This is a genomic window from Mesorhizobium sp. M5C.F.Ca.IN.020.32.2.1 (genome assembly GCF_004023105.1).
GTDB lineage: Bacteria > Pseudomonadota > Alphaproteobacteria > Rhizobiales > Rhizobiaceae > Mesorhizobium > Mesorhizobium wenxiniae.
On the sequence record NZ_RZSX01000422.1, the window covers coordinates 1 to 5,347 of the forward strand.

Annotated in this window: 6 protein-coding genes; 5 read left to right on the forward strand and 1 reads right to left on the reverse strand. The window is 59.9% G+C overall.

Translation table 11 applies throughout. From position 1 onward, the window contains the following. From EOA86_RS20535 to EOA86_RS20545, 3 genes are all read left to right on the forward strand, one after another. On the forward strand, positions 1–994 hold a 994-nt coding region (locus EOA86_RS20535; RefSeq protein ID WP_164891860.1), incomplete at its 5' end, for an ABC transporter permease. Further along, positions 991–2,172, forward strand: a complete 1,182-nt coding sequence (locus EOA86_RS20540; protein ID WP_127208854.1) for an ABC transporter permease — start codon at positions 991–993, stop codon at positions 2,170–2,172. The genes EOA86_RS20535 and EOA86_RS20540, both read left to right, overlap by 4 nt. Positions 2,173–2,372: 200 nt before the next feature. Then, positions 2,373–2,852 (forward strand): class I SAM-dependent methyltransferase, encoded by a 480-nt coding sequence (locus EOA86_RS20545; protein ID WP_127208855.1) that lies wholly within the window; start codon positions 2,373–2,375, stop codon positions 2,850–2,852. A 37-nt stretch (positions 2,853–2,889) separates the two neighbouring features. Here the strand turns inward: EOA86_RS20545 and EOA86_RS20550 are convergent, their stop codons facing one another. Then, positions 2,890–4,305: an adenylate/guanylate cyclase domain-containing protein gene (locus EOA86_RS20550; protein WP_128343314.1), complete on the reverse strand. Its 1,416-nt coding sequence runs from the start codon at positions 4,303–4,305 to the stop codon at positions 2,890–2,892. A 176-nt stretch (positions 4,306–4,481) separates the two neighbouring features. Here EOA86_RS20550 and EOA86_RS40465 point away from each other — a divergent pair, with 176 nt between their 5' ends. After that, complete coding sequence (locus EOA86_RS40465; RefSeq protein ID WP_245485632.1) at positions 4,482–4,700, forward strand: hypothetical protein; 219 nt, start codon at positions 4,482–4,484, stop codon at positions 4,698–4,700. 245 nt (positions 4,701–4,945) lie between these two features. Then, on the forward strand, positions 4,946–5,317 hold the full coding sequence (locus EOA86_RS40470; protein ID WP_245497331.1) for a hypothetical protein: 372 nt from the start codon (positions 4,946–4,948) through the stop codon (positions 5,315–5,317). Positions 5,318–5,347 lie beyond the last annotated feature (30 nt).

Here is a 5,347-nt window from a genome sequence, read left to right on the forward strand (position 1 = left end):
TCGATATCTTGTCTGGCGCATCGCAGTAATGGTTCCAACGCTGCTGGTCATATCGGCACTGGTGTTCACGATCATCGAACTTCCACCAGGCGACTATTTCGACAGCCATGTTGCCGAGCTTCGGGCTCTGGGCGAAGCGGTGGATTCCGATCGCATCGAGATGATGCGCAAGGACTATGGTTTCGACCAGCCACCGGTCATTCGCTACTTCTACTGGGTCGGCGGGATGCTACGCGGCGATTTCGGCTATTCCTTCGAATACGAGATGCCGGTTCGCGACGTCGTCGGGGACCGAATGTGGCTGACCGTGCTGGTTTCCTTCGTCACGATCATCTTCACCTGGCTCATCGCCTTTCCGATCGGCATGTACTCCGCCACGCATCAATACAGCTGGGGCGACTACGGCCTGACTTTCTTCGGCCTTCTCGGCATTGCCATTCCGAACTTCATGCTGGCGCTGATCCTGATGTATTTCGCTAACATCTGGTTCGGCACATCCATCGGCCATCTCATGGACCAGCAATATCTCGGCGAGCCGATGAGCTGGGCCAAGGCGAAGTCGATCCTCGCCCATCTCTGGATTCCGGTCTTGATCATCGGCACCGGGGGCACGGCAAGCATGATCAGGCGGCTGCGCGCCAATCTTCTCGACGAGCTACACAAGCAATATGTCGTGACCGCGCGCGCCAAAGGACTTCATCCGTTCAAGGCGCTGGTCAAATATCCGCTGCGCATGGCCCTCAATTTCTTCATTTCCGACATCGGCTCTATCCTGCCGGCCATCATTTCCGGCGCCGAAATCACGGCGATCGTGCTGTCTTTGGAAACGACCGGGCCGATGCTGATCAAGGCGCTGCAAAGCCAGGACATGTATCTGGCAGGGTCGTTCCTGATGTTTCTCGCCTTCCTGACCGTCATCGGTGTCCTGATTTCCGACCTGGCGCTGGCGCTGCTTGATCCACGAATTCGTTTGCAGGGCGGCAGCACCAAATGAACACGCTTTCGCCGCTGCCCGCTCCAGGTGCTCCACTGCAACACTACGTTTCCATCGCGCCCATTGACCTGCAGTCGGTCGAGGCGATGACGCCGGAGCAGTCGAAGGTCTTTCAGGCGTCGCAGTTGCGGCTGATGTGGTGGAAATTCCGAAAGCACCGGCTTGCCGTCATATCCGGCATATTCCTGGCAGCGCTTTATTTCGGGATACTGATCTGCGAGTTCCTGGCGCCCTACGATCTGCACACACGCAACATGGACTACATCTACTCGCCGCCGCAGCGGGTGCACCTGTTCCACAACGGCCAGTTCGTTGGGCCGTTCGTCTATGGCCGCCAGATGACGCTGGATATGGACACGCTCAAGCGGAACTACATCGAGAAACAGGATGATGTTCAGCGGATCCGTTTCTTCTGCAAGGGCGACAGTTACCGGTTCTGGGGCCTGATCGAAGGTGACAGGCATTTTGTCTGCCCTGCCGAAAACGGCCAGCTCTTTCTGGCCGGCACTGACAGGCTGGGGCGCGATGTGCTCTCGCGCATCATCTATGGCGCACGCATTTCACTGACAATCGGCCTCGTCGGCATCAGTTTCAGCTTCCTGCTCGGCATTGTGATCGGCGGACTGGCCGGCTATCACGGCGGTATCTTCGACCTGATCGTTCAACGGATAATCGAAGTTCTGCAATCGATCCCCAGCATTCCGCTATGGCTGGCTCTGGCGGCGATCATGCCGGTAACCTGGAGTCCGATCCTGATCTATTTCGGCATCACCGTCATTCTCGGGCTGCTCGACTGGACCGGACTGGCGCGGGCCGTGCGTTCAAAGCTTCTAGCCTTGCGCGAGGAGGATTACGTTCTGGCCGCGCAATTGATGGGCGCCAAAAGCAGCCGCATTATCGGGCGGCATCTCATTCCCGGCTTCATGTCGCATCTGATCGCGACGGCGACGATCTCCATACCCGGCATGATCCTGGGCGAGACGGCGCTGAGCTTCCTCGGGCTCGGCCTGAGGGCGCCGATAACCAGCTGGGGCATCCTGCTCACCGAGGCGCGCAGCGTCAGCGTCATCGCGTTCTATCCATGGCTGCTTTTGCCGATGCTCCCCGTCATTCTCGTCATCTTGGCGTTCAACTTCCTCGGCGACGGGCTGCGGGACGCCGCAGACCCCTACAAGTGAGATCGCTATTCCGCCGCCAACTCCACCCGGTATGATCCTTGTCGGCAGCCTGTTCGGTTATTGCAGTGTTCATCGTTCGCTTCTATATGTTGCGAGACGCGATAGGGGTTTAACACGTCGCCCTCGGGTTTCACCCGTGAACCGTTCTGGTCGGGGGCATTGCCGATCTCTTGAGCTGGTTTCAGGACACACAAACGCATATGACTCGCCTCGAGAATTTCATCAGCAGGATGACCGCACAGCGCGACATTCTCGATCAAGTTTGCCCCGAGGTGGCGAAGATGGAAGGGCTGGTGCTCGAGCTCGGCCTCGGCAATGGCCGGACGTTCCATCATCTGCGCGAGCGCCTGCCCGGACGCCGGATCGTGGTGTTCGACCGCGAACTTGGCGCACACGCCAGCTCAATTCCCGAAGCTGAAAACCTCGTGCTCGGCGAAATACGCGAGACGGCGATCAGGTTCATTGGCATCGACGCGGCTCTTGTTCATGCCGACATCGGCACCGGCTATGACGATCGCGATGCAGTGACCTCTACCTGGCTTCCCGATCTGATCGCGCGCCTGCTTCGCGTGGGTGGCATAGCGGTCAGCGGCACGCCGCTCGATCACCCCCTGTTGCAACGCCTCCCGCCACCGCCTTCGGTTCCCGCCGATCGTTATTTTGTCTGCAGGCGCGTGTGAGGGGCCGAGACGACCCAAATCTTCGGGGGCCAAATCTTCAGGGGATCGTATACACTGCGATCTCCCGCTCAATGCCGCGCAGCGAGACCTCGTGGGGCACGGGCGTCAGCGCGTTCCTGTGCAACAGATCGGCGGTGAGATTGTCGTCGACCACCGCACGAGTGGCGAAGATCGCCTGTGCGTTGGCAAGGTTCTGGACCCGCGAAGCAATGTTGACCGTCTGGCCGAAATAGTCCTGCCGCTCGTTCATAGACACCGCGATGCAGGGGCCGGCATGGACTCCGATCTTGAGCAGCAGATCCTCGCGCCCGCTCTTGTCGTTGAGCGCACGCATGGCATCGCGCATCCTGAGGGCCGCAGCAATCGCACGATCAGGCGTCGCGAAGGTCGCCATCACCGCATCACCGATCGTCTTCACCACCGCGCCTGCCTCCGCCGCGACGATCTCGTGCAGAACCTGGAAATGGACGCGCACGAGATCGAAGGCTGAAAGGTCGCCCACCCGCTCGTAAAGCTCGGTCGATCCGCGCAGGTCGGTGAACAGGAAGGTCAGGCTGGTGATCTTCAGGCGCTGGTCGATGTCGAGTGTATCCGTGCGATAGAGGTCGCGGAACGTCTGGTTGGTGAGCAGGCGCTTGGCCGTCAGGAACGGCCGGCGTTTGCCCAGGAAATCATGCAATACCTGGCCGGCGATGAAGACCGTCGGCAGCACGCGGGTGTCGGTCCTGTTTTCCAGCGAAATGCGCAACGGGCCGGGTTGCATCTCCAGCGTCTGGTTCTGGACATGGTCGCGGTCGAAGACCAAAGAGAGGCTTCGGCGCTCTTTTGTTGGTTCGCCCTTACCGTCGATGAACTGCGCTGAATGGGTGACCGGCTCGAAGACGATGATGAATTCCGACGGAAGCTGTATGGGCAGAACCGCCTTTTCACCGGGGGCAAGCTCGATATCCTCCAGCGAGAACGCTTCCATCTTTTTCGCGAAATCCTCTTCCGGCAGATCGACGCCGGACGCCCAGTAGATCTGGCGGAAATATTCCACAACCGGCAGTTCGTGCGGATTGTGTGCGGCAATCCTGCGCACGCGGGGACTGACCGTGAATGTCACCTCGACCATCTCGTCAAGGGTCGGCGAATAGCCCTCGGAGCACAGCGCGCAGGTGTATTCGTCCTTCTGCAGGGTTTTCAGCGTGGCGTTGGTGTCGAGCACGCCGCCACAGCCGGGGCACAGAACATTCCAGGAAATGTCGAAGATGCCCACCCGCGCTGCATGGAGAAAGGCGCTTATGGCGCGTTCCTCGTCGAGGCCATGCTTGCTGGCGAAGGCTGGCGCATTGATGCGGCAAAGTTCGCGGTCCTTGCCACCCGCGATGGTTCGCTTGATCGCGTCGATTGCCTGTGGATCGACATCGGTCGATTGCCGAAGAAGCGAGAACAGATCCTGAGATTCGTTCATCGTGCAGGCTCCGGAAAATGCGCCCTCGAGGCGTCTTGGCCGGACCAGGTCTTTGGTCCGAGTGCTCCATCTTACTTCGAAACGGACCGTACGGCCATTCGAATGGCCAAGCCTGGTGACAGTTCAATTTCCATTCGGCGGATTTTCACCGGCCGCAAGCGGCACTATGATGGTCCATGGCGCCATTCATCGTTGGGGCTTTCTCCCATGCCGACATCCAACAACCCGCCATTTCCCGCGGCCCTGCGCCTTTTCTCTGGGTGGTGATCATCGTCCTGATCGTGGGCGCCGGCCTGTTTTTCGCGCCTGTGCTGGTCAAGCCGCGCTGCCCTTGGGCCGTCACGCCGTCAATGCCCGCTTCCTCGGCGGCTTCTACACCGCCGAAATGGTCGTGATGGCGGCGCTGCTGGTCTGGAATCGCTGGTCGCCCGGCAGGCTCGTGCTCGTCATGGCCTTCATACCGTCATCGTGTCGGTGGCTTCGTTCATCAATCTCGGCTATTTCGACTTCGGGCGCAAAGCGCCCTGGCTCTGGTTTTTGGTCTATCTTGCTTCGGTCGCGGTATCCGGGCTGTTCCTGTGGCGGGCCAGGGCCCGTCCTTCTGCAAAAGGCGTGACCTTGAATTGCATGGCAAGGCTACATGCCGGTGGAATCGGCGATCCTTGGGCTCTATGGCGTCCGCCTGTTGCTGTCTCCCCTGACATTCGGCAGCATCTGGCCATGGCCGATCGATGCCTTCCACGCTCAGGTCTACAGCGCAATCTTCCTCGCCGGTGCGGGCGGCATATATCTCGTCTGGAGAAGCGCGCCGCGCGAGGAACTGCTGGTGCTCGGCTTGGCGCAGTCCCTGATTGGCCCGCTTGCCATCCTTGGCATCGTCATCACCGACGCTGCGGTGCACCGAATCGACTGGACGGCGAGCTGGCTCACCCTTTTCGGCTGGATCGGCGTCAGCGGCGTCTTCAAACTCTATGCCGCCTCCCGGTATTTTAGCTCGCAATCGGCATCATAGGTTGCTGAGACGGCTGGATTTTCAGCTGTC